16 protein-coding genes are annotated in these 19,545 nt (G+C 72.4%); 8 read left to right on the top strand and 8 right to left on the bottom strand.

What is annotated here, in order from left to right:
- Nucleotides 1–155 precede the first annotated feature (155 nt).
- The 5 genes from AC3E6M_RS15700 to AC3E6M_RS15680 all read right to left on the bottom strand — a co-directional run bounded on the left by AC3E6M_RS15700 (nt 156) and on the right by AC3E6M_RS15680 (nt 5,763).
- Nucleotides 156–1,058, bottom strand: a complete 903-nt coding sequence (locus tag AC3E6M_RS15700) for an SDR family oxidoreductase (RefSeq protein WP_138176426.1) — start codon at nt 1,056–1,058, stop codon at nt 156–158.
- Between the two features lie 62 nt (nt 1,059–1,120).
- Nucleotides 1,121–2,215, bottom strand: coding sequence for a glycosyltransferase family 4 protein (locus tag AC3E6M_RS15695; protein ID WP_138176424.1), 1,095 nt, complete (start codon nt 2,213–2,215; stop codon nt 1,121–1,123).
- The gene (locus tag AC3E6M_RS15690) at nt 2,212–3,333 is read right to left on the bottom strand and encodes a glycosyltransferase (RefSeq protein ID WP_138176422.1); all 1,122 of its coding nucleotides are present in this window, start codon (nt 3,331–3,333) and stop codon (nt 2,212–2,214) included. Before AC3E6M_RS15690 ends, AC3E6M_RS15695 begins: the two co-directional genes overlap by 4 nt.
- On the bottom strand, nt 3,330–4,250 hold the full coding sequence (locus AC3E6M_RS15685; protein WP_138176420.1) for an NAD-dependent epimerase/dehydratase family protein: 921 nt from the start codon (nt 4,248–4,250) through the stop codon (nt 3,330–3,332). The genes AC3E6M_RS15690 and AC3E6M_RS15685 overlap by 4 nt, the downstream gene beginning before the upstream one ends.
- Before the next feature lie 73 nt (nt 4,251–4,323).
- A complete protein-coding gene (locus tag AC3E6M_RS15680; protein ID WP_171024339.1) occupies nt 4,324–5,763 on the bottom strand; it encodes an oligosaccharide flippase family protein in 1,440 nt (479 codons plus the stop codon).
- A gap of 31 nt (nt 5,764–5,794) precedes the next feature.
- Between AC3E6M_RS15680 and AC3E6M_RS15675 the strand changes: the two genes are divergently transcribed.
- A complete protein-coding gene (locus tag AC3E6M_RS15675) occupies nt 5,795–7,114 on the top strand; it encodes an O-antigen ligase family protein (RefSeq protein WP_171024338.1) in 1,320 nt (439 codons plus the stop codon).
- A gap of 24 nt (nt 7,115–7,138) precedes the next feature.
- On the opposite strand, the gene AC3E6M_RS15670 is transcribed toward AC3E6M_RS15675, so the two are convergent.
- The 3 genes from AC3E6M_RS15670 to AC3E6M_RS15660 form a co-directional block, all read right to left on the bottom strand.
- Nucleotides 7,139–8,287: a nucleotidyltransferase family protein gene (locus AC3E6M_RS15670; RefSeq protein WP_138176413.1), complete on the bottom strand. Its 1,149-nt coding sequence runs from the start codon at nt 8,285–8,287 to the stop codon at nt 7,139–7,141.
- A gap of 175 nt (nt 8,288–8,462) precedes the next feature.
- A complete protein-coding gene (locus AC3E6M_RS15665; protein WP_138176411.1) occupies nt 8,463–9,716 on the bottom strand; it encodes a D-arabinono-1,4-lactone oxidase in 1,254 nt (417 codons plus the stop codon).
- A 67-nt stretch (nt 9,717–9,783) separates the two neighbouring features.
- Nucleotides 9,784–10,941: an ROK family transcriptional regulator gene (locus AC3E6M_RS15660; protein WP_138176409.1), complete on the bottom strand. Its 1,158-nt coding sequence runs from the start codon at nt 10,939–10,941 to the stop codon at nt 9,784–9,786.
- A gap of 162 nt (nt 10,942–11,103) precedes the next feature.
- Here AC3E6M_RS15660 and AC3E6M_RS15655 point away from each other — a divergent pair, with 162 nt between their 5' ends.
- The 7 genes from AC3E6M_RS15655 to AC3E6M_RS15625 all read left to right on the top strand — a co-directional run bounded on the left by AC3E6M_RS15655 (nt 11,104) and on the right by AC3E6M_RS15625 (nt 19,485).
- Nucleotides 11,104–11,589: a glutathione peroxidase gene (locus AC3E6M_RS15655; protein WP_138176407.1), complete on the top strand. Its 486-nt coding sequence runs from the start codon at nt 11,104–11,106 to the stop codon at nt 11,587–11,589.
- 61 nt (nt 11,590–11,650) lie between these two features.
- Nucleotides 11,651–12,547, top strand: coding sequence for a lipase family alpha/beta hydrolase (locus AC3E6M_RS15650; protein ID WP_138176406.1), 897 nt, complete (start codon nt 11,651–11,653; stop codon nt 12,545–12,547).
- A 101-nt stretch (nt 12,548–12,648) separates the two neighbouring features.
- On the top strand, nt 12,649–13,836 hold the full coding sequence (xylA, locus tag AC3E6M_RS15645; RefSeq protein WP_138176404.1) for a xylose isomerase: 1,188 nt from the start codon (nt 12,649–12,651) through the stop codon (nt 13,834–13,836).
- 202 nt (nt 13,837–14,038) lie between these two features.
- Nucleotides 14,039–15,430: a xylulokinase gene (gene xylB, locus AC3E6M_RS15640; RefSeq protein ID WP_138176402.1), complete on the top strand. Its 1,392-nt coding sequence runs from the start codon at nt 14,039–14,041 to the stop codon at nt 15,428–15,430.
- Nucleotides 15,431–15,693: 263 nt separating this feature from the next.
- Nucleotides 15,694–16,530, top strand: a complete 837-nt coding sequence (locus AC3E6M_RS15635) for a class II fructose-bisphosphate aldolase (protein WP_138176400.1) — start codon at nt 15,694–15,696, stop codon at nt 16,528–16,530.
- A gap of 5 nt (nt 16,531–16,535) precedes the next feature.
- Nucleotides 16,536–17,978: an FGGY-family carbohydrate kinase gene (locus AC3E6M_RS15630; protein ID WP_138176398.1), complete on the top strand. Its 1,443-nt coding sequence runs from the start codon at nt 16,536–16,538 to the stop codon at nt 17,976–17,978.
- A gap of 49 nt (nt 17,979–18,027) precedes the next feature.
- Nucleotides 18,028–19,485 carry an FGGY-family carbohydrate kinase gene (locus AC3E6M_RS15625; protein WP_490530462.1) on the top strand — a complete coding sequence of 486 codons (1,458 nt, stop codon included), beginning with the start codon at nt 18,028–18,030 and terminating at the stop codon, nt 19,483–19,485.
- The last annotated feature ends 60 nt before the right edge of the window (nt 19,486–19,545 follow it).

The raw sequence follows: 19,545 nt of genomic DNA, 5'->3' as shown, positions 1-19,545 counted from the left end.
GGTGGGGCGTCGGGGTGTGGTGTCCGCCGGAGATGTGCGGGCGGGGGTGGGGGCGGCACAACTCCTGCAGATCAGTGGCGGGTGGGGTGGGCGGGGCGTCGGGGTGTGGCATCCGCCGGAGTTGTGCGGGGGCGGGCGGATGCCACAACCCGGGGCTACGGCGTGACCATGCCGCCGTTGACGTTGAGGGTCTCGCCCGAGACGTAGCTGGATTCCGCCGAGGCGAGGAACACGAACGCGGGCGCGATCTCGGCGGGCTGCCCGGCGCGCTGGTAGGTGCTCTCGTCGTCGAAGTGCTCCATCTGGTCGTCGGAGACGCCCTGGCTCACCTGCAGCGCCGACCACGTCGGCCCGGGAGCCACGACGTTGACTCGGATGCCACGGGACGCCAGCTGCTGCGCCAGCCCCTTGGACAGGTTGTTGATCGCGGCTTTGGTGGCCGCGTAGTCGAGCCGGTCCGGGGCGGGGACGTACGCCTCGAGCGACGCGGTGTTGATGATCGAGCCGCCCTCGGGCAAGTGAGCGAGGGCCGCTTTGGTGATCCAGAACGGCGCGAACACGTTCGTGCGGAAGGTCAGCTCGAACTGCTCATCGGACAGGTCGTCGACCTTCTCGACCATCACCTGCTTGCCGGCGTTGTTCACCAGGATGTCGAGCCCGCCGAGCGCCTCCGCGGCGTCGGCGACGAGGGCACGGCACGCGCCGGGGTCGGTGATGTCGGTCGCGATCGAGACGCCGGTGCGGCCGGCATCCCGGATCTGCGCGAGCACGTGGTCGGCGTCGCGCTGCTCGTCGGGGAGGTGCACGATCGCCACGTCGGCGCCCTCGCGCGCGAACGCGATCGCGACGGCGCCGCCGATGCCCGAGTCCCCGCCGGTGATGAGCGCCTTCCGGCCGGTGAGACGCCCGAGCCCGCGATACGTCTTCTCGCCGAGATCGGGGACGGGCGTCATGTCGGCCTGGAGACCCGGTTCGGGCTGGTGCTGGACCGGAGGCTCGACGCGGGCGTAGCGCGTGACGGGGTTGTCGAAAGTGAACTGGTCGCGATCGGTGGTCATGCAGCGACGTTAGGCAGAGGCGGGCTCCCGATGCGCGCCCTTGACGCGTGCGCGATGACGCGTCAGAGCCCGACGCGGTGCGGTTCGCGGGAACGGGGCGCCCTCCCGGCCACGACGTCGTCGAGGACGCGCGAGACGCGTTCGGCCGACGTGCGCCACGAGAAACGCCCCGCATTGCGGAGCCCTTCGTCCGACAGTCGTGCCCGCAGCCCGTCGTCGTCGACGATCCGCGCCATCGCCGCGGCGAGGTCGTCGACGTCGTACGGGTCGACGAAGAGGGCAGAGTCGCTGAGCACTTCGGGCAGGGATGCCGCGCGCGCGGCGATCACCGGGCACCCGCACTGCTGAGCCTCGAGGGGAGGGATGCCGAAACCCTCGTACAGCGAGGGGAAGACGAAGGCGAGAGCTCCGCGGTACAGCTCGGCCAACGCGGCGTCGTCGACCCGGCCGAGGAACCGGACGCGCGCGTCGGACGCGTCGTACTCCTGACGGGCGAAGCTGCGTGTCTGACTGCCCACGACCCGTAGTTCGACGTCGGGGTGCGCACGGGAGAACCGGCGGAAGCCGTCGATCATCCGCGCGAAGTTCTTGTGGGCGTTGGGCGACGACACCGCCAGCAGGTACCGTTCCGTCGCGCGCGGGGCGTCGTCGTCCGCCGGTCGGAACCGGGCATCGGCCGCGTTGGGGACGATCGTGAGCCTCTCGGGGGAGATGCCGAAGTGCGCCGCGATCTCGCCCCTCGAGAATGCGCTGACGGTGAGCAGCCGCTCGCTGTGGTCGATGAGCCGCGGGACGATCAGTCCGTACACCGCACGGAAGCGCCGACCGAAGCTGTCGGGATGCCGGAGCCACGTGACGTCGTGATGGGTGGACACCTGGGGGCGGTACCAGACGGGGCCGGTGCTCGCGAGACCCAGCACCACCGCGCCTCGGCGCCGGGCGAACAGGGGCAGGTCGATCTGCTCCCAGGCGTGTCCCGCGAGACGTCCGACGCGCACGATGCGCGTCTCATCGAGACCGCGCGGGTCGATCGGCCCACGCGGGACGGCGAGCACGACGTCCGCGCGGAGGCGGAGGAGTTCGCGCGCGATCTCGGTCGCGAAGCGCTGGATGCCGGTGGTGCTCTGCGTCAGGAACCGGGCGTTGACGACGATCATCCGACCCGACTCCGCTCCGTCTCCGCCGCGGTCCCGTCCGCTGCCGCTCTCCGGTAGAGCGCGAGCGAGTCGCGCCCGAGGGCGTCGTCGGTCAGCGCGCGTCGGGCCCACTCCAGTGCGGCGGCCGACATCCGCTCCCGGAGCCGCGGATCGTCGAGCAGTCGTCCGGTGGCGGCGATGAGGGCGTCGTCGTCGGAGCAGACGTAGCCCGTGACGCCATCCAGGACGCTGTCGCGATTGCCGACGACGTTCGAGACGACGGCGGGGATCCCTTGCGCCTGCGCCTGGATGAGCGAGAGCGACATCCCCTCCCAGAGGGAGGGGAACAGCAGGACGTCCATGTCGTCGATCAGCTCGGCCAGCTCGCCGGGCGAGACCCACCCGGTCACCCGCACGGGGGCGTCGCCGAACCAGCGCCGCTCATCGTCGGCGGAGCCCCCGCCGATCCACACGAAGTCGGCCCGTTCGCCGAGTGCGCGCGCGGCGGCGGCGAACCGCCACGGCGCCTTCTGGTGGACGACCCGCCCGACCATCCCGACGACCGGCCGTCGCCCCGGGTCGGCGACGCGTGCGGTACGCGAGACGGTCTCGGAGGGGATCCCGGTCTGGAGCAGGTGCGCCCGCGCGGGTCGGAGTTCTGCGGTCGCCAGCGCGAACTCGGACGGCGAGGTGAGCACGAGCGTCGAGCGGCGGGCAAGGGTCCGCTCCACGATGCGGGCGGTGTACCGGAGGGGCCCGGGCAGGTCGAGCCGCAGGAAGGCGAACCCGTGCGGCGAGAAGAAGACACGCTCGGCCGGGAGCCGGCGACGCACCGCGAGGCGGGCGACGGCCCCTCCGATGCTCGAGTGCGCGTGCACCGCGTCGACGCCGTCGGCCGCGCGGGCCACGGCACGGGACAGAGCCCGCAGATCGCCGATCCGGCTCCCGGTCGACACGCGCCGCAGCGCGACGCGGGCGTCGAAACGTGCGCGCAGCGCCTCGTCGGTCGGGGTCTCGGGGCGCGGGGCGAACAGCACCTCCACGTCGGCGCCCTGCTCGGCCTGGCGGCGGCTGATGCTGTCGACCAGGCTCAGCACGCCGCTGCCCATCGCTTCGGTCACGTGCAGCACTCTCGTCATGGCGTGGTCATCCTCGTCCAGGTGTCGGCGATGCCCTCGGCGAGGGTCCGGTCGCGGTCGGTGCCGTACTCGGCGCGGAAGCGGCCGACCTCGAGCACGACGTGATCGACGAAGGTGGCCGGCTGCGGTGCGCGGGTGATCGCGAAGTCGTGCCCGACCACCGTGCGGATCGCGGCGAAGACATCGGCGACGGAGTGCCCGAGTCCGCTGCCGAGGTTGTACGCGCGGTGGCGTGGCGCGTGGTCGAGCATGCGCAGGATCCGGCCGACGAGGTCGTCGACGTGGATGTAGTCGCGGATCATCGAGCCGTCGCCGACCTGGACCGCCGGCTCCCCGCGCCGGATGCGCTCCAGCGTGATCGGGATGATCCCTTGCCCCGTCGCCGGTCGTGCGCGGGGTCCGTACGGGTTCGAGATGCGCAGGGCGACGGACTCCAAGCCTGCGGTGGTGGCGTAGTAGTCGAGGTACCGCTCGATGGTCAGTTTGCCGATGCCGTAGGGCGATACCGGCCGCAGCGGGGCGTCCTCGTCGAACGTGCGTCGCGCCTGCGGGCCGTAGATCGCTCCGCCGCTCGACGCGAAGAACACCCGTCGCACACCCGCCGCCGCGCACAGCGACAGCAGTTCGACGCTCGCGCTGACGTTGGTGCGCAGATCGACGGTGGGTTCGCGGTCGGCGCTGGCCGGTGTCGTGGTCGAGAGGAAATGGAACACGTACTCGTGGCCCGACACCGCCGCCGCGACGTCGTCGGGGTCGAGGAAGTCGCCCGCGACGGGGACGACGTCCGGAGACGTGTACGAGTGGATGCCGTCGCGGAAGCGGTCGAAGCCGGTGACGTCGTGCCCGGCGGCGGACAGTGCGTCGGTCAGCCGCGACCCGAGGAAGCCGTTGGCGCCGATCACGAGGCAGCGCGCCATCAGCGCTCGCCCGTGTCTCGGTGGGTGCGCAGCATGGGGCCCTCTCGTCGGGTCGGCGGGTCGGGTGTCGCCGTCACCGCCGGCGGAGGGCGCCCCACAGGGATCGGAGGTCGCGGCGTGCCACGAGCGGAAGCAGCGTGCCCACGACGATCGCCCACGCTCCACCGGCCGCGAGCAGCCGCAGCCCGGGATCGAGCGGGGTGAAGAACGACACGTCGACGACGGATGCCACGATCGCGCCGACCGTGAATACCCCCACGGGACGCAGCGAGGCGCGCAGCAGCCGCACCGAGGACACCCCGGTCCGCGGCAGCACGAGGAACGCCGCTGCCCACAGGGCGAACTGCCCGATCGACATCGCGACCGCCACTCCGGCCGGGCCCAGGGCGGACAGCGCCACGACGAGGGCGATCATGAGGATCCGGCCCGTGGCTTCGCACCACAGCAGGAGGCCCGATCGGCCGGTCGCCACGAACGCCCAGTACTGCGGGTAGCCGAGCGTCTGGAACACCGCCCCGATGGCGAAGATCGGGACGTACGCCGCCGCCCCTGCCCACGGGGCTCCGAGCACGACGCGGATCGCCGGCTCCGCCGTGACCGCGAACAGGCTCACGTAGGCCAGCACGGGATAGCTCAGCGCCGTCTGGTACTTCGCCAGGCGGTCCTCGAGGGGTGTCGGGTCTGAGGCATCCGCGAGGGTCGGGACGACCACGCGCGTGAGCGGCGTCACGAGCTGATCGATCGGGAGATTCACCAGCTGGGTCGCCCGGCTGAAGAGACCGACGGCCCGATCGTTCGCCACCCTCCCGACGGCAAGCGTGCCGATGTTGGTCGAGACGTAGTTCAGCGCGTGGACGAGGAACGTGTGGCCTCCGAACGTGAGCAATCCCCGCATGTCGGACCCGCGGCGAGGCAGACCCGGATGCCACGGGGTGAGGATCACCGTCGCCCCGAGCGTGACCAGAGCCGCCACGCCGCCCTGCGAGGCCAGGGCGAGAGCACCGCCGCCCAGCAGAGCGAGCACGATCGCCGCCGCCAGCCCGATGAGGTCGCCGGCGAGCTCGGCCGCCGCCAGGCGCCCCAGGCGCCCCGACCGGTTCAGTTCGACGCGGAACTGCGCGCTGGCCGAGCGCAGGACGAAGGCGGGTGCCAGGACGGCGAGCACGGGGATCAGCCGCGGGTCGTCGTAGAACGCGGCGAAGGCCGGGGCGACGGCGACGACCAGGCCCGTGGCGATGAGCCCGATCACCGTGTTCGCCCAGAACAGGGACGTGCGCTGCGCCGCCGTCAGGGTCGGGGCGCGCAGGGCCGCCATGCTGAGTCCGAAGTCGCCGAGGACCGCCGCGAGTCCCGCGAGCGCTCCCGCCAGAGCGACGATGCCGGCGTCCGCCGGGCCCACCAGGCGCGCGAGCAGGACCAGGCCCGCGAGCTGGGACAGGTACCGCACCCACTGCGCGCCGAGCAGCAGGGCGGCCCCGCGGCGCCGGGGAGCGACGACGGTGCTCGTGGTCATCGCGCGCTCCTGGGGTTGTACGGTGTCGGCCGTGAGCACGCTAGCCAGCCGACGAGAGACCGCCGTCGCGCCGTCCGCGGGTCCGACCGGGTTAGTGGACTCGCCCGTGGCGCGGCGGCTGATGGTGCTCGTGTTGGCCGTGTACTCGCTGTTGGGGCCGCTCATCGAGACCGTCCTCACCGACCGCGCCCACTACAAGGAGGGCGCGACCGCGACGAACCCCGTCGTGGCGGCGATCGACGAGGCCGGCAGCATCGTCGTGCCGGTCATCGCCGCGGCGGCGGTGCTGCTCGTCGTCCTGTTCGCGCGGGTCTCCGGACCGAGCCTGCTCCTGGTCGTGGCGCCCGGTCTGGTCCTCGCGGCCAACGAGTTCGTCCACGGTCGGACCCCGACGTTCGGTCTTCTCCTGACCGCCGCGGCCGGCGCTCTCCTGGTGAGCGTGCGGGTGAAACCGGCGGATCTCGCGGTGCTCGGCTATGCGGGGGCCGCGGTCGCTGCGGGATCGATCGTCGCGATGTACGCGGCGCCCGCGGCGGTGGTCATCTCCGGCGGCACGGGGACCTTCGACAAGTCGCTCACCGGGGCGCCGCTGCTGGCCGGGATCTTCTCCCACTCGAACACGTTCGGGATGTTCCTGGCGCTGTCGATGCCGTGCATATTCCTGGTCCGCCGACCGCTCGTGCGCTGGACGCTCCTGGCCGTCGTCGTGTGGGCCCTCGTCCTCAGCTCGTCGCGCACCGCGCTCGTCGGCGCCGGCGTGATGCTCGCGATCGTCGTGCTCTCACGCCTCCTCCCGCGCACGGGGTTCGTCGTCGTCGGCACGATCGGCGCCGTCGGCGCGCTCATCGCGGTCGTCCGCATTCCCTTCACCGAGACCGATCCCGAGGCCTTCACGTCGCGCGGGGCGATCTGGATCTACAACCGCGAAGCGCTCGGCGACCACGGGCTGTTCGGCCTCGGGGCCCACTGGTACGCCGACAACTACGCCGTGCTGCGCAAGGTGCTCTCCAGCGCCGCGAGCCACGCGCACAACCTCGTCCTCACGACGCTCGTGATCGGCGGGGCCATCGTCCTCGTGGCCTGGCTCGCGGTCATCGTGGCCGCACTGAGGGGCGCGGCCACGGACCCGGTGCGCTCGTCGTCGGTGGCCGGAATCGCGTTCATCGTGGGACTTCTCGCCATGGGGGCCACCGAGACGCCCTTCCCCCTGGTGGGCTGGGGGCCGTTGTCGGCCTCGGCGCTCGTGCCCCTGTTCGTCTTCGCCACGCGGCGGTGGTTCGAACGCGAAGAGGCGGACCTGGGAGGTGCCGTTCCCCTGACCCGTGCCGAGCGCCGGGTCCGCTGGAGCTGACGCCACCGGCTGCGACGTCTCTCGTCAGCGCGACGCTCCTCGCACGCTCCGCAGGCCCCGTGCCAGTCGTCGCCAGCGCGCGGTCGTGGGCGACGCGGCGACGTCGCCGGCATGGCGAGCCGACGCGAGAGCGATGTCGTCGGGCGGCCACACGAACCGCCACAGCACACGTACGCGGGTGGCCAAGGGCTCTTCCCGCAGCGCTCTCCAGTACGCGCGAACCGGGTCCGGCGCGCCGCGCCACGCCCAGTCGTGCGGGATGCCGCCGCGGTACTGCCGGATCGTCTGCTCCGGCAGGAGGCCCGCCAGCTCGCGTTCGAGCACCGGCACCGCTCCGAGTTCGCACGCCCGTTCGCCGCTGCCGGGGGCGACGGCGAGCATCGCCGTAGCGGTCGCCGACGCCGCGGCCGATCGCGCACCGGCTCCGATCTCGGGGCGCACGGCATGCACCGCGGCCAGGACGGCGTGCACGTCGGTGCGGGGAATCGACACGGCCACCCCCGCGTAGACGACCGGGTCCGATCGGCCCGCGACCGCCTCGAACGCGTCGGCGTCGTCGAGGACGAGACCCGGGATGCGCCGGTGCACGTCGATCTCGCATCCCCAGTCGCCGGGGGTCATGGTGGCGGTGTGGTGCACCGACGTGCCCCGCCACGGATCCGGCTCGCGACGCCATCCCCACTCCGCGAGGGCTTCGGCGAGCGCGTCCCCGTGCTCGGGGCGGCACCAGACGTCGACGTCGCCCGAGTGCTCGCGTTCCCGGAGGCCCTGGTGGTGCAGGGCGGGGCCCTTCACGAAGACGCACGGGATGCCGCGCTCCGCGGCGAGCCGCGCGGTGAGGGCGTACGCCAGTTCGTGGAACGGCGAGGAGAGCCGCGGGGGATCGAGGCGGGTGATCCGGGCCGGGTGCGTCGGATCGGGCGACGCGATACCGAGGGCGGCCATGTCGTCGAGGATGTGCCGTTCTCCGTCGTCCGCCGGAGACAGCGGCCCGTCGGTCACGAGCCGTCGCCACGTCCGCGCCCCGTCGCCGGTGAGGCAGAACGGCTCGCCGGGCTGCGCGGGTAGGAGGAGGATCTCGGCATCCGGGGTGAACAGATCGGACGCGGAGACGTCGAGAGCGCCGGAGGCGATCGCGACCCAGCCGGCCGAGCGGGGCGACTCAGCGGTCATGGCACCTCTCGGGTGGGGGACGGGCGCCGTCCACTCTGGACCGCGGCGCGGTGCGCGCGGCACCGCCTCCCGCCCGGACGGCGGTCCGACCGCGATCCTTCACCCCATCGATCGCCCGAGCGGCTCGCGATTCTCACGTGGGGATCGCGAGCCGCCTCCGCTCCGAGGGGCCGCCTCAGAGCCCGAGCGTGCGACCCAGGAAGGCGTTGCGGAAGACGCCGCGCGGGTCGGCCGCCCGCGCCACCGCGACGAAGTCGTCGACGTGGGCCAGCGTCGCGCGAACGGTCTCGCCCGGCATCGTGAACGCCTTGCCCCAGTGGGGACGGGCCGCGAACGGAGCGAGCGCGTCCTCGACCGCGGGCAGCACGGCCGCCACTCCCGCATTGTCGTTCCGCCAGGTGAAGTGGATCGCGAGCACGTCCCGGCCGGACGCCGGGCTGAGCCAGAGGTCGTCCGCCGCGACGGTGCGCAGCTCCGACACCAGCAGCACGGGATCGATCGTGGATGCCACCGCCCGTACCGCCGCGAGCGCCTCGGCGGCCGCGTCGAGGGGCACGAAGTACTCGGACTGGATCTCGTCGCCGTCGCTCGGGAGAGCCTCGGCGCGGAAGTGCGGAAGCCGCGTGTGCCACGGGCCCGGTGTTCCCCGCTCGGTCGTGTTGCCCACGGTCCGGATGCGCCCGAGATGCAGGTCGGCCCCGACGTCGACGCCCCCGATGTCGCGGACGTAGCCGGGTTCCGCATCGGCATCCGTCGCCTTGATCCAGACGAGGTCGTGCGCGGGGTCGCCCCACGTCGTGAAGACGCTGACGCTGTGCGCGCTCGCGAACAATCGTCGCGGATCCGCGGTCAGGTCCTCCCATGCGACGCCCGTGTACGCCTGTGCGGTCACGGTGTAGGTCGGGACGGTGCGCAGTTCCACCGCCGTCACGACGCCCAGGGCCCCGAGGCCGAGGGCGGCGGCCGGGAACCACGGGTGCGTCGGGTCGATGCGCTGCACGGTGCCGGTGGCATCCATCGTCTCCACCGCCGTCACGGCGCTGGAGAGGTTGCCGTTGGCGCTCCCGGAACCGTGTGTTCCCGTCGCGGTCGCGCCGGCCACGGAGATGTGGGGGAGGGAGCCGAGGTTGTGCAGCGCGCGTCCCTCGGCTTCGAGCACCGGGGCGAGCTGCGCGAAGGTGACGAGTCCCTCGACGCGCACGCGGTCGCCGGAGACCTCGATGCGGACGGGCAGCTGCTCGAGCGAGATCAGCGCGCCGTCGGTGTCGCCGACGTCGTTGAAGGTGTGGCGCGTCGCCTGCACGCGCAGGGCGTCGGCGCTCCGGATCGCGGCGGCGAGCTCGTCGAGGTCGGCGGGCAGCAGCGTCTCGGCGGCACGGTAGCGGTGGTTTCCCGACCAGTTCGTGCCGGAGGGGCGAGTGTGGGTCATGGAGTCCTCCGTCGGTCCGGGTCCATCCTCTCCCGCGCGGACCCCGACGGGGTGCGGATGCCGGGATTCAGTGCGCGGGGAACAGCTCGGCCTCGAAGACCGCCTCGGCGGCGCCCACGAGCAGGCGGTTCTCGCCGAGCTCGGCGACGCGCAGACGCAGGTCCTCGGCGCACGCCGGCATCGTCTGGGCCCGCACGGCGCGGTCCAGTCCGTCGAGGTCGAGCGCGGCCAGGGTCGCGAGGAACCCGCCGAGGACGACGACGGCGGGATTGAGGACGTTCGCGGCGTTCGCGAGGGCCGTCGCGAGGATGCGTCGCTGGCGCGCGGTCTCGGCGTGCACCGCCGGCGCGGTCGTCGTGCGCAGGGCCTCGGCGAGAGTGGCGTCGTCGGCCGCCTCGAGGTCCAGCGCGGCGAGCAGGCGCGCGCGACTCACCTCGTCCTCGAGCACGCCGTCGGCGGCGCGGCGGTCGGCCGCATCGACGATCCCGGGGCGGTTCTGTCCGAATTCGCCCGCGTAGCCGCCGGCGCCACCCAGGGGCACTCCGCCGACGATGACGGCGCCACCGATACCGCTCGCGCCGCCGTTGAGGTAGACGACGTCGTGGGCTCCGCGGGCGGCGCCGAAGAGGTACTCGGCCAGCGCGCCGAGCGCGGCATCGTTGCCCACGCGGGACGGCAGACCCGTCGCGGCGGTCACGAGGCCGCCGATCGCGGCATCCGTCCACTCCAGGTGCGGAGCGGTGCGCACCAGTCCGTCGGCGGCGCGCACGGGACCGGGGACGGCGACCCCGATGCCCACCGTACGGCGGCCGCGCAGGGGTCCGCGGCGCCAGGCCGCGAGCCGTTCGCCGACCAGTTCGGCCGTGCGCTCGGGCGTGAGCAGCCGCGTCTGGGGCAGCCGCTCGCGCGCGACGGGCGTGCCGTCGAGGGCGAAGGCGCCGATGTCGAGCGCATCGACCTCGGGGTTGACGCCGAGGGCGACGACGCGCGGGTCCGGCGCCACCGTGGGGGAGGGGCGCCCCACCCGGCCGACCGGATCGGGGGCGCGCTCGACGACGAGGCCGTCGCCCACGAGTTCGCCGACGAGGTCGGCGATCGTCGAGCGGTTCAAGCCCGTGGCCTCGGTGAGGGCGGCGCGCGAGCGCGGACCCTCGCGGTGCACGGTGCGCAGCACGAGCGCCAGATTGGCGCGTCGCATCCCGTCGCCCCTGCTCGCTGTGACCATCCGACCACTGTGCCATGCGCGCGCCGCCGCCCGCTCCCGCCCGTGCCCCTCCGCGATAAACGCTTCCTGCACCGGGAAACGCGCTCTGCGAACGTGTCTCAGTGCAGGAAGCGTTTATCGGGAATGGGGCGGGGGCATAAGCAGCGGTGCCAGGATCGGACCATGGACCTCTCCGGCATCCCGATCACGACCATCCGCGGCGAAGAGACCACCTTTGGGGCGCTCACGGAGGGGAAGGCGGCGCTCGTGGTCAACGTCGCCTCGCGCTGCGGGCTCGCGCCCCAGTACGAGGCGCTCGAGGCGCTGCACAAGAAGTACGCCGACCGCGGGTTCACCGTCATCGGCTTCCCGAGCAACCAGTTCCTGCAGGAGCTCAGCGACGAAGAGAAGATCGCCGAGTACTGCTCGGCGACGTGGGGCGTGACCTTCCCGATGTCCGAGAAGGTCAAGGTCAACGGCCGCCACGCCCACCCCCTGTATCAGGAGCTCACGCAGAACCCGGATGCCGAGGGCAAGACGGGCCGCATCTCGTGGAACTTCGAGAAGTTCGTCGTCGCGCCGGACGGCCGGGTCGTGCGCTTCAGCCCGCGCACCCACCCCGACGCGCCCGAGGTCGTCGCCGCGATCGAGGCCGCCCTCCCGCACTGATCACGCGGGGCGGCGCTGCCCTATCCTGGCCGGGAACCCCACCCGTCTCGAAAGGCGCCCCATGGCCGATGCCGTCGTCCTCGTCTCCGGCGGAGCCGCCGTGACCCCCTTCACCGACCCCGAGCGGGCCGCGGGGACGGGCCTCGCGGCGGGCAATACGATGACCGCGCTGCGCGCGCACTTCCTCGATCGCGGCATCCGGGTCTTCACCGCCCCGGCACGCATCGGAGCGGGCGAGGTCCGCGAGGATGCCGGGTGGCAGGGCTTCGCCGACGTGCCGGTGGTGCTGCCGGCCGAGGTCACCATCAACGCCGTCGGACGGGTCGACGACGCCGGGGTCGCGCTCGCCGGGTTCTTGCGGCACCTCGCGGCGGAGGAGGGCGTGGAGAGCGTCGCGCTCGTCGGCCACTCGATGGGCGGGCTGTTCTCGCGCGCCGCGATCCGCGAACTCGGCACCGAGGGTCCGCGCGTCGAGCGACTCGTGACCCTCGGCACCCCGTGGGACGGGTCGGTGCTCGGCGATGTCCTCGACGGCGAGATCTCCGAGGACGACGCGCACGGCGACCCGGCCACGCTGCAGATCTTCGCCGAGGCGCGCCCCTACGCCGACGCGAACTCCCAGGGGGCCGCGGACGAGGTGTCGCGCCGTTTCCTGCGCGGCTGGAACGAGGCCCAGGCGGGGGTGCTCGACGGCATCCCGGTCACCGCGATCGGAGCCGGCTACTTCGCGGCGGCCGACGAGCCGCGCCAGCTGTGGCCGCACGACGGTCTGGTGTCGATGACGAGCGGCCGGGCCGACGAGGTGCCGGCCGCGGTGCTGCCGGACGTGACGCGGCACTCCTTCCCCGACCACGTGCACAGCATCTTCTTCGCCGAGGGCTTCGGCCTGCCCTGGGAGCGGGCTCTCACGTGGGACCCCGATGTGTTCGCTGTGATCGATGAGGCACGGGAGATCTGACCGAACGCTGGACGTCGCGGCATCCGGGGTATATGTTGTGAAGACCAACAAAACCCCGTGCGTCGGCAACCGACCGTGCGCGTCCATGCGAAGGAGCAGGAATGCCCACCCCCACCCGTGACGACAAGTTCTCGTTCGGCCTCTGGACCGTCGGATACAACGGCACCGACCCGTTCGGCGGCCCCACCCGCAAGCCCCTCGACGTCGTGCACGTCGTCGAGAAGCTCGCCGAGCTCGGCGCGTATGGCCTGACGTTCCACGACGACGACCTGTTCGCGTTCGGTTCGACCGACGCCGAGCGTCAGACCCAGATCGACCGCCTGAAGGGCGCGATGGAGGCCACCGGCATCATCACGCCGATGGTGACCACGAACCTCTTCTCGGCCCCCGTCTTCAAGGACGGCGGCTTCACCTCCAACGACCGCGACGTGCGCCGCTTCGCGCTGCGCAAGGTCCTGCGCAACGTCGACCTCGCCGCCGAGCTCGGCGCGAAGACGTTCGTCATGTGGGGCGGCCGCGAGGGCGCCGAGTACGACTCCGCGAAGGACATCCGCCAGGCGCTCGAGCGCTACCGCGAGGCCGTGAACCTGCTCGGCGACTACGTCACCGACAAGGGCTACGACATCCGCTTCGCCATCGAGCCCAAGCCCAACGAGCCCCGCGGGGACATCCTGCTGCCCACGCTCGGCCACGCGATCGCGTTCATCGACTCGCTCGAGCGTCCCGAACTGGTGGGCCTGAACCCCGAGGTCGGTCACGAGCAGATGGCGGGCCTGAACTTCGCCGCCGGCATCGCCCAGGCGCTGTACCACGGCAAGCTCTTCCACATCGACCTCAACGGTCAGCGCGGCATCAAGTACGACCAGGACCTCGTCTTCGGCCACGGCGACCTGCACAACGCGTTCGCCCTCGTCGACCTGCTCGAGAACGGCGGCCCCGGCGGCGTCCCGGCCTACGACGGCCCGCGGCACTTCGACTACAAGCCCTCGCGCACCGAGGACGAGACCGGTGTCTGGGACTCGGTCTCGGCCAACATGAACACCTACCTGCTGCTGAAGGAGCGCGCCGCGGCCTTCCGCGCCGACCCCGAGGTGCAGGAGGCGCTCGAGGCGGCGAAGGTGCTCGAGCTCGCGCAGCCGACGCTGAACGAGGGCGAGACCTACGACGACCTCATCGCCGACCGCTCCGCCTACGAGGACTTCGACACCGACGTGTACCTCGGCGGCAAGGGCTTCGGCTTCGTCCGCCTGCAGCAGCTCGCCACCGAGCACCTGCTCGGCGCACGCTGAGCCGGAGCGGGACCGGATGCCCGTGGGGGGCGTCCGGTCCCGCTTCTCGCGCGACCCGGATGCCACGGCATCCGGGTCCGTATCCGCACCCGCCGCTGGGTGTCCAGGACACGCCGCCCCGTCGATCGGGAACGGCGTGCCGTGGACACGGAACGGACGAGGCGTCGCGCCGAAGTGGACGCGACGAGGAGAAGGAGTGAGCATGACTCTGGTCATGGGCGTCGATTCGTCGACGCAGTCGTGCAAGGTCGTGGTCGTCGACGCCGAGACCGGACGGGTCGTGCGCGAGGGGCGCGCCACGCATCCCGCCGGCACCGCCGTCGACCCCGAGGCGTGGTGGATCGCGCTGCAGGATGCCATCGCGCAGGCGGGCGGCCTCGACGATGTCTCCGCGGTCTCGATCGCCGGCCAGCAGCACGGGATGGTCGTGCTCGACGCCGAGGGGCGCGTGATCCGTGACGCGCTGCTGTGGAACGACACCCGATCGGCGCAGGCCGCGCGTGACCTCATCGAGGAGGTGGGCGCCGACGTCTACGCCGACCGCACGGGGGTCGTCCCGGTGGCCTCGTTCACCGCGACGAAGCTCCGCTGGCTGCGGGACGCCGAGCCCGACAACGCCGCGCGCGTGGCCGCGGTCGCGCTTCCGCACGACTGGCTGACGTGGCGCCTGCGCGGGTTCGGTCCGGGCAACGCCGACCTGTCTGCGCTCACCACCGACCGCTCCGACGCCTCGGGCACCGCGTACTGGGGTGCGGACGGCTACGACCGTGCCCTGCTGGAACGCGCCCTCGGACACGACGCCGTGCTGCCGCGAGTCCTCGGGCCGTGGGACAGCGCCGGCACCCTGCCGGGCGGCGCGTTCGTGGGACCCGGCGCCGGAGACAACGCCGGAGCGGCGCTCGGCCTCGGCGCCGGCGTGGGCGACGTCGTCGTCTCGCTCGGTACGTCCGGCACGGTCTTCGCCGTCACCGACCACGTCGTGCGCGACACGTCGGGTGCCGTGGCCGGGTTCGCGGATGCCACGGGCCGCTTCCTCCCGCTCGTGGCGACCCTCAACGCCGCCCGCGTGCTCGACGCGTTCGCGCGCCTGCTCGACGTCTCGCACGACGAGCTCGGCGCTCTCGCGCTGGAGGCCGAGCCGGGTGCCGACGGCGTCGTTCTCGTGCCGTGGTTCGAGGGCGAGCGCACGCCGAACCTGCCCGACGCGCAGGCATCGCTGACGGGTCTGACCCTGGCATCCACCACCCGGCCGAACTTCGCCCGCGCGGCGATCGAGGGCATGCTCAGCGGCCTCGCCGTCGGACTCGAGGCCATCCAGGCCCAGGGCGTCGAGGTGCGGCGGGTGCTGCTCATCGGTGGTGCCGCGGCGAACGAGGCCGTCGCGCGCATCGCCGCGCAGGTCTTCGACGCCGAGATCGTCGTGCCCGCCGCGGGGGAGTACGTCGCGCTCGGCGCCGCGCGCCAGGCCGCGGGCGTGTTCGCCGGCGGCCCGGTGGACTGGACGATCGCGACGACGCGCCGCGTCGAGCCCGACCACCGCCCCGAGATCCGCGAGCGGTACGACGCGGTGGCCGCGGTTCGCGCCGCCGACTGACGCGCCACCGCGAGCCGCGAGACTGCATCTCGCTGACAACTCCACTGCACGCTGCCGTGGGGATGTCAGCGGGGTGCAGTTTCGGCGTTCTCGGCCTGGATCACCGACGGTGGACACCCGTCGGATGAGTTGTACGTACAGACTGGACGATATGGACGTTACGTATTACGCTGACTCCGGGGCGAGCGCGGCTCGCTCGCGGAGGGGCGCGGACTGTCGAACGGGCTGAGGACTCTCTGCCGCCCGTCAACGGAAGGAAGCCGATGGCACTGGTCAGCGGTCACGAAGTCGTCCGAGAGTGCACCGCCCGCGGGCTGGTCGCGGGCGCGTTCAACACCACGAACGTCGAGACGACGATGGGAATCGTCGACGCCGTCGAGCGCGTCGGAGTGCCGACCTTCATCCAGGTCGCCCCCACCAACGTCAAGCTCTCGGGCTACGAGTACATCTACGACATGGTCGCCCGGCGGCTCGCGGAGTGCCCCGTACCGGTTGCGTTGCACCTCGATCACGGCAAGTCGCTGGACGCCGTCGAGGCGGCGCTCGCGGCCGACTTCACGTCCATCATGATCGACGCCTCGGAGGAGACGTTCGAGGAGAACGTCGCCACGTCGGCCATCGCCCGGACGATGTGCGGGACCGAGGTCGCCCTCGAGGCCGAACTCGGCAGCATCGGCGGGAAGGAGGACGATGTCGCCCCGGAGTTCGCGAGCACGACGAACCCCGCCCAGGTCGCCGAGTTCGTCGCGGCCGTCGGCTGCGACATGCTCGCCGTATCGGTCGGCAACGTCCACGGCTACGCACCGAACGCCCGCATCGACTTCGACCTCCTCTCCCGCGTGCGCGAGCAGAGCCCGGTACCGCTCGTCGTTCACGGCGGTTCGGGTCTCCCGGCCGAGCAGCTCGGTCGTCTCGCCGAGTTCGGTGTGGTCAAGGTCAATGTCGCCAGCGACCTGCGCAACGCCATGATCCGTTCGTTCGGCGAGGCTTATGCCGCGAACCCCCACGAGAACTCGCTCATCCGCGTCTCGTTGGACGCCGTCTCCGCGATCACCGACGTGGTCGAGCGCCGCATCCGCATGCTCAACCCCTCCGCGTGACGCCCATGACCCCCACGATCACGGTCGACATCGGCACGACGAGCATCAAGCTCTGCCTGTTCGACGCCGAGGGAGCGCTCCGTGCCGCAGATCGTTGCGCGACGCCGACGCAGCGCGACGCGTGGGGGGAGATCTACGACATGGGTGCGGTGATGGATGCCGTGCGCGCCTTCGTCGACGGGCTGGATCCGGCCGAGCGGCGCGGCGTGCAGTGCATCGCGATCGCGGGTGTCGGGGAGTCCGGCGGTCTCGTCGACCCCGACCTCGCTCTCGTGTCGCCGATGATCCTGTGGCACGACCACCGTGGCGCGCACTTGCTCTCCGGGCTGTCCACGGCGGACCGCGAGCGCGTCTACGCCGTGACCGGACTGCCGGTCAACGCCAACTACGCGCTGTCGAAGGTCGCGTGGGCGCTCTCGCACGCGGAGGGACCCACGGGCGAGGCGCAGTGGCTCAACGTCTCGGAGTACGTCGCCGCGCTGCTGACCGGTCGCCGCTGGGCCGAGCAGTCGCTGGCGAGCCGCACGATGGCACTCGATCTGACCGGTCGCCGCTGGTCGCGCGAGGTCTGCGGGCTCTTCGGCGTCGACCCGAGCGTCTTCCCCCCGCTTCGGGCGGCTTCGGAGGGTGTCGCGATGACGCCGGCGACCGCGCGGGAGTGGGGCCTCGACGAGGCCACGGTGCACGTCGCCGGACACGACCACATGGTCGGGGGTGCCGGGGCCGACCTGCGGCGCGGCGAGATGCTCGACTCCACCGGTACGACCGAGGGCGTGCTCGCGCTCCTGGACGCCCCGCGCCTGGATTCCGTGACCGCCGCCACAAAGGTGGCGGGAGGCCTCGCCTGCGACGGCGACGCCTATACGCTGTTCGCCTCGATCCCCACGGGCGGCTCGGCGTTCGCGACGCTGGGCACCCTTCTGGACCGGGACGCCGCCGCGCTCGGCGCGCTCGTCGCGCAGGCGCACCGCGACTGGATCACGGGAGCCGTCGACCTCGACCGGCTGCCGCTCGTGCTCCCGCAGTTCCGCGGCAGCCCTCCGCCGCGCAAGGACGCCGCAGCGCGCGGCGCCATCGCCGGGCTGTCCACCGACACCACGACCGTCGAACTCGTGCTCGCGTGCTTCCTCGGTATGGTCCGGCAGGTCGCCGACGTGTGGTCGCTGTTCGGTCTCGAGCTCGACCGGGTCAAGGTCATCGGACCGGCGAGCGCCAACCCCCTGTGGCTGCAGCTGAAGGCCGACGACCTGGGCGTGCCGTTGAGCGTGTCGGGTTTCCCCGAAGTGGTCTCGCGCGGGGCGCAGGCTCTCGCGCACGGCATCCGGTCGCCCTGGAGCGCGTCGGAACCGCGGGAGGTGCCGCCGGATGCCGGTCGCACCGCCGCCCTCGCCGACTGGCGGGAGCGGACCGCGGCGCGCTGGACGCATCTCGCGGAGATGCCCTCATGATCACCGACGTCGCTCGGCGCCTCTCCGTCCCCTCACGAAAGGCGCAGCGATGACGCTCGTCGCGGGAATCGACTCCTCCACCCAGAGCTGCAAGGTCACCGTGCGCGACCTCGACACGGGGCTCTCCGTCCGCGAGGGCGCGGCCTCCCATCCGCCGCAGACGGTCGTCGACCCCGAGGTCTGGTGGGAGGCTCTCCTCGAGGCCGTCGCCGCGGCGGGCGGCCTCGACGACGTCGCCGCTGTCTCGGTGAGCGGCCAGCAGCACACGCCGATCTTCCTCGATGCCGAGGGCACCCCCACAACGCTGTCGCCGCTGTGGAACGACCTCGGCTCGCACCCGCACATGGTTGCACTCAACGCCGAGCTGGGCCGCGACACCTGGATCCGCCGCACGGGTCTGCCTCTGACCGTTTCGGACACGGTCGTCAAAGCCCGATGGCTCCGTGACGAGCATCCGGATGCCGCCGCTCGCACCGCCGCAATCGCCGTGGTGCACGACTGGCTCACGTGGCGCCTGCGCGGATACGGCTCCGGAGCCGGCGGGATCGACCAGTTGGTCACCGATCGGTCCGAGGCCTCCGGCACCGGGTACTGGTCGCCGGAGACGGGGGAGTACGAGCGCGATCTCGTGGCGCACGCACTCGGGCACGATGTCGTCCTGCCGACCGTTCTCGGGCCCCGCGCGACGGCGGGCCGCACGGCATCCGGACTCCCGGGCATCCCGGCGGGCATCCCGATCGGCGTGGGCAGCGGAGACAACGCCGCGGCCGCCCTCGCCCTCGGACTCGTCGAGGGCGACGCGGTGCTGAGCCTCGGCACCTCGGGGGTGGTCTACGCGCGCACGTCCCACCCGGTGCACGACTACGCGGGATACGTCTGCAACTACGCCGACGCCACCGGTGATCATCTGCCGCTCGTCGCGACGCTCAATGCCGCCCGCAATCTGCAGGTCGGCGCCGAGATGCTGGGCTGCACGCACGACGAGCTCGCCGCGCTCGCGCTGTCGGCCCCACCCGGAGCCGACGGCCTGACGCTGCTGCCGTACTTCGAGGGCGAGCGCACCCCTGACCTCCCGCACGCTCGCGGCGCCGTGATCGGCGCGACACTGTCGAACTTCACCCGCCCGCACCTGGCGCGCGCGATCGTCGAGGGCACGGTGGCGAGTCAAGTCGCGATGCTCGACGCGTTGGACGCGTGCGGGATCCGCTCGCGTCGCCTCCTGGTGATCGGGGGTGCGGCCAAGAACGCCGCCGTCCAGCGCGTGCTCGCCGAACTCGTGGACCTGCCGATTCTCGTCCCCTCGCCCGACGAGTATGTGGCGAAGGGAGCCGCGATGCAGGCCGCCATGGCGTTGACCGGGGACTTCCCCGCATGGCCGGTGGAGGTCGATCGGATCCCGGCGGCCCCGGCGGCTCCCCACGTCCGACGCCAACAGCACGACGCGCAGGTCGCGCTCGGGTACGTCGTCCCCGCCCCGGACGGTGTCGCGGTGCCCGCGTCGGTCTGAACCGGAGGTTCGCTAGGGTCGGAAGGAGGACCGCGGACGGCCCTTTTTTCGCGGGGGAGG

It is taken from the genome of Microbacterium sp. SCPM-O-B-15248 (M128) (assembly GCF_058214835.1).
This window is presented reverse-complemented; position numbering and strand designations above follow the sequence as displayed.

Bases quoted from the DNA above. Each gene is read 5' to 3' on its own strand.
- AC3E6M_RS15680 (WP_171024339.1), bottom strand. From the start codon at position 5,763: ATGACCACGAGCACCGTCGTCGCTCCCCGGCGCCGCGGGGCCGCCCTG.
- AC3E6M_RS15665 (WP_138176411.1), bottom strand. From the start codon at position 9,716: ATGACCCACACTCGCCCCTCCGGCACGAACTGGTCGGGAAACCACCGC.
- AC3E6M_RS15690 (WP_138176422.1), bottom strand. From the start codon at position 3,333: ATGACGAGAGTGCTGCACGTGACCGAAGCGATGGGCAGCGGCGTGCTG.
- AC3E6M_RS15695 (WP_138176424.1), bottom strand. From the start codon at position 2,215: ATGATCGTCGTCAACGCCCGGTTCCTGACGCAGAGCACCACCGGCATC.
- AC3E6M_RS15630 (WP_138176398.1), top strand. From the start codon at position 16,536: ATGACCCCCACGATCACGGTCGACATCGGCACGACGAGCATCAAGCTC.
- AC3E6M_RS15625 (WP_490530462.1), top strand. From the start codon at position 18,028: ATGACGCTCGTCGCGGGAATCGACTCCTCCACCCAGAGCTGCAAGGTC.
- xylB (WP_138176402.1), top strand. From the start codon at position 14,039: ATGACTCTGGTCATGGGCGTCGATTCGTCGACGCAGTCGTGCAAGGTC.
- AC3E6M_RS15650 (WP_138176406.1), top strand. From the start codon at position 11,651: ATGGCCGATGCCGTCGTCCTCGTCTCCGGCGGAGCCGCCGTGACCCCC.
- xylA (WP_138176404.1), top strand. From the start codon at position 12,649: ATGCCCACCCCCACCCGTGACGACAAGTTCTCGTTCGGCCTCTGGACC.
- AC3E6M_RS15655 (WP_138176407.1), top strand. From the start codon at position 11,104: ATGGACCTCTCCGGCATCCCGATCACGACCATCCGCGGCGAAGAGACC.
- AC3E6M_RS15635 (WP_138176400.1), top strand. From the start codon at position 15,694: ATGGCACTGGTCAGCGGTCACGAAGTCGTCCGAGAGTGCACCGCCCGC.
- AC3E6M_RS15660 (WP_138176409.1), bottom strand. From the start codon at position 10,941: ATGGTCACAGCGAGCAGGGGCGACGGGATGCGACGCGCCAATCTGGCG.
- AC3E6M_RS15700 (WP_138176426.1), bottom strand. From the start codon at position 1,058: ATGACCACCGATCGCGACCAGTTCACTTTCGACAACCCCGTCACGCGC.
- AC3E6M_RS15670 (WP_138176413.1), bottom strand. From the start codon at position 8,287: ATGACCGCTGAGTCGCCCCGCTCGGCCGGCTGGGTCGCGATCGCCTCC.
- AC3E6M_RS15685 (WP_138176420.1), bottom strand. From the start codon at position 4,250: ATGGCGCGCTGCCTCGTGATCGGCGCCAACGGCTTCCTCGGGTCGCGG.